Source organism: Pseudomonas sp. GD03862, assembly GCF_029840855.1.
Taxonomy (GTDB): domain Bacteria; phylum Pseudomonadota; class Gammaproteobacteria; order Pseudomonadales; family Pseudomonadaceae; genus Aquipseudomonas; species Aquipseudomonas alloputida.
In genome coordinates, this window is sequence record NZ_JAOCDI010000094.1 from 1 (window position 1) to 2,894 (window position 2,894).

The window sequence follows — 2,894 nt, forward strand, 5'->3', positions numbered from 1 at the left end:
CCATGAGAAATCGAGTCAGGGATCAAGGCAATGGACATCGACAACACGCCAGCTACAGCAGCCGCGAGTAAAGCCTTCTTGAAAAGCAGGTGGATTTGCATAGTCCGTCTCCAGGTCTTCGCCACGAGAACGCCAAATCAGTCAGTAATCTTGCTTCAGATTGAACTTATACTTACGTGGGATTTTTTCCCACGCTTAATTAATAGACCGTCACTCCCCAAGTCTCAAGCGCCAAGCGAACCAGCCGACCGGTGGTTGGCCTGCTATGTTTTCCCTATCGCCCCAGAGGAACACCGGCATGGCTGCGCTACTGACGCTGCAAACCCCGCGCTTGTGCGACTACAGCGAGCTGGTACAGGTGTGGGAGGATTCAGTACGCGCCACCCACGACTTTCTGCCAGAGGGCTATATCCTGCTACTGCGCGAACATGTGCTGCGCCGCTACCTCGACGCAGTGATGCTGATCTGCTGCAAGGACCGCCAGCGCATCTGTGGCTTCGCCGGTGTCGCCAACGGGCGGGTGGACATGCTGTTCGTCTCACCTGGCTACCGCGGCCAAGGGGTAGGCAAGCGCCTGCTGCGCTATGCCATCAGTGAGCTGAATGCCGAGTACCTTGACGTCAACGAGCAGAACCCGAAAGCGCTGGGCTTCTACCTGCATGAAGGTTTCGAGGTCATCGGCCGTTCGGAAACCGACGGCCTGGGCCAGCCCTATCCTCTGCTGCACATGAGGCTGATGCGCACAGTGCCTTGAGGCGGCGCCTGAATGTGCCGCGCTATGTGTCCAAAATGGCGCATCTGACACAGATTCCCATCATCTACCGCTTGCAGGCAGGTACAATGGAGGCCTTTCCCTGCCTTGCGAATTGCCCCATGTCCGAACCCGTCCGCCTGTCCAAACGCCTCATCGAGCAGCTCGGCTGCTCCCGCCGCGAGGCCGAGCAGTACATTGAAGGAGGCTGGGTAACGGTCGATGGCGTGGTGGTCGAGCAGCCGCAGTTCAAGGTCGAGCAGCAGCGCGTCGAGCTGCTGCCAGGTGCCCGTGCCGAAACCCTGGAGCCAGTGACCCTGCTGCTGAACCAGCCAGCCGGCATGGACAGTGAAGACGCCCGCGCCAGCATGAACATGGGCAGCCTTAGCGAGGCCCACCGCGAAGGCGTGCGCGCCCTGCACGGGCATTTTGCCCGGCAGGCCTGCGTGGCACCGCTGGAGCGTGGCGCCAGCGGCCTGCAGGTGTTTACCCAGGACTGGCGGGTATCCCGCAAGATCGAGGCCGACCTGCGTCGCCTGGAGCAGGAGTTCATCATTGAAGTGCGCGGCGAAACCACCCCCCAGGCGCTGGAACGCCTGGCGCGTGGGGCCATGCGCAATGACCGCGAGTTGCCCAAGGCCAAGGCCAGCTGGCAGAACGAGACACACCTGCGCATGGTGTTGAAGAACCCACAACCAGGGCAGATTTCCGAGCTATGCGCCTACCTGCGCCTGGAGCTTTTAGGCATGCGACGCATTCGCCTGGGCGGTGTGTCGATGGGCAAGCTGCCCTTGGGCCAATGGCGTTACCTGGCTACCTCCGAACGTTTCTAAGCAATACGCCGCGCTGGAACGCGCGGCACCTGAACAGGATTCTGCTGCAATGAACCACAACGACGTCCTGCGCAGCCTGCGCTACATGCTCAAGGTGAACGACGCCAAGATGGCCGAAATCATCGGGCTCTCTGGCCTCGAAGTGCATCCTCTGGTGCTGGCCACCTACCTGAAAAAAGAAGAAGAGGAAGGCTTCGTGCGCTGCCCGGAACGGGTGATGGCGCACTTCCTTGACGGCCTGGTGATCTACCGCCGAGGCAAAGACGAGAGCCGCCCGCAGCAGCCGATCGAGCTGCCGGTAACCAACAACCTGATCCTCAAGAAGCTGCGTGTGGCCTTTGAGCTCAAGGAAGACGACCTGCACGCGATTCTCAAGTCGGTCAACTTCCCGGTCAGCAAACCGGAGCTCAGCGCGCTGTTCCGCAAGGCTGGCCACGACAACTACCGCCCGTGTGGCGACCAGTTGATGCGCAACTTCCTCAAGGGCCTGACCCTGCGCGTGCGCGGCTGAGTGGCCATGCAGCATACGGTTGTCCCGGTCGGCATCGTCCACTCCTGTTTCAAGGAAAAGTTCGCCATTCCGCGCCAGCCGCAGCTGGCGCCTGCCGCCCGTGGCGTACTCGAACTGTTGCCGCCGTTCGATCAAGGTGACGCGGTCGAAGGCCTGGAGCAGGTCAGCCATGTCTGGCTGCTGTTCCTGTTCCACCAGGCCCTGGAAGAAAAGCCGCGTCTGAAAGTGCGGCCTCCGCGTCTGGGCGGCAACAAGAGCATGGGGGTGTTCGCCACCCGCGCCACCCACCGGCCCAACGGCATCGGCCAGTCGGTGGTACGCCTGGAGGGCGTGGAGCCCGGGCGCCTGCTGCTGTCCGGGATCGACCTGCTCGACGGCACGCCGGTGCTGGACATCAAGCCGTATGTGCCCTATGCCGACAGCATCGCTGGCGCCAGCAACCAGATGGCCAACGCAGCGCCGGTGGCAATTGCCGTGCAGTGGGCCGACAACGCCTTGCTCCAGGCCCGCGAGCATGCGCAGCGTCTGAGCGAGCCGCTGGTGGAGCTGATCGAGCAATGCCTGGCGCAGGACCCACGGCCGGCCTACCAGATACCACCGGCCGAGCGGGTGTACGGGGTGAAGTTCTGGGATGTGCAAGTAAGGTGGCATTACCCGCAGCCGGACGTTATCCGGGTGTTGGAAGTGGTACTGGGCTGAGGGCCACGGGCTTCGCCCGTGTTCGCGGGCAAGCCCGCTCCCACAGGGATCGCGCCAGCTTTTAGAAATTGAGCAAGGCCCACACAAGGGACCGCGCAGA

The 2,894-nt window shown here is 62.4% G+C and carries 4 protein-coding genes; all 4 read left to right on the plus strand.

The window, feature by feature from the left end:
• Positions 1–298 precede the first annotated feature (298 nt).
• The 4 genes from N5D53_RS27430 (at position 299) to tsaA (ending at position 2,794) form a co-directional block, all read left to right on the plus strand.
• Complete coding sequence (locus N5D53_RS27430) at positions 299–754, plus strand: GNAT family N-acetyltransferase (RefSeq protein WP_190869636.1); 456 nt, start codon at positions 299–301, stop codon at positions 752–754.
• Between the two features lie 119 nt (positions 755–873).
• Positions 874–1,584, plus strand: coding sequence for an rRNA pseudouridine synthase (locus N5D53_RS27435; protein ID WP_010952344.1), 711 nt, complete (start codon positions 874–876; stop codon positions 1,582–1,584).
• 49 nt (positions 1,585–1,633) lie between these two features.
• Positions 1,634–2,095 carry a DUF1456 family protein gene (locus N5D53_RS27440; protein WP_010952343.1) on the plus strand — a complete coding sequence of 154 codons (462 nt, stop codon included), beginning with the start codon at positions 1,634–1,636 and terminating at the stop codon, positions 2,093–2,095.
• Between the two features lie 6 nt (positions 2,096–2,101).
• A complete protein-coding gene (tsaA, locus tag N5D53_RS27445; RefSeq protein ID WP_129933766.1) occupies positions 2,102–2,794 on the plus strand; it encodes a tRNA (N6-threonylcarbamoyladenosine(37)-N6)-methyltransferase TrmO in 693 nt (230 codons plus the stop codon).
• Positions 2,795–2,894: the final 100 nt, after the last annotated feature.

What these genes read in the sequence shown, in the direction of transcription:
- N5D53_RS27430 (WP_190869636.1), top strand. Translation starts at nt 299, where the DNA reads ATGGCTGCGCTACTGACGCTGCAAACCCCGCGCTTGTGCGACTACAGC.
- N5D53_RS27435 (WP_010952344.1), top strand. Translation starts at nt 874, where the DNA reads ATGTCCGAACCCGTCCGCCTGTCCAAACGCCTCATCGAGCAGCTCGGC.
- N5D53_RS27440 (WP_010952343.1), top strand. Translation starts at nt 1,634, where the DNA reads ATGAACCACAACGACGTCCTGCGCAGCCTGCGCTACATGCTCAAGGTG.
- tsaA (WP_129933766.1), top strand. Translation starts at nt 2,102, where the DNA reads ATGCAGCATACGGTTGTCCCGGTCGGCATCGTCCACTCCTGTTTCAAG.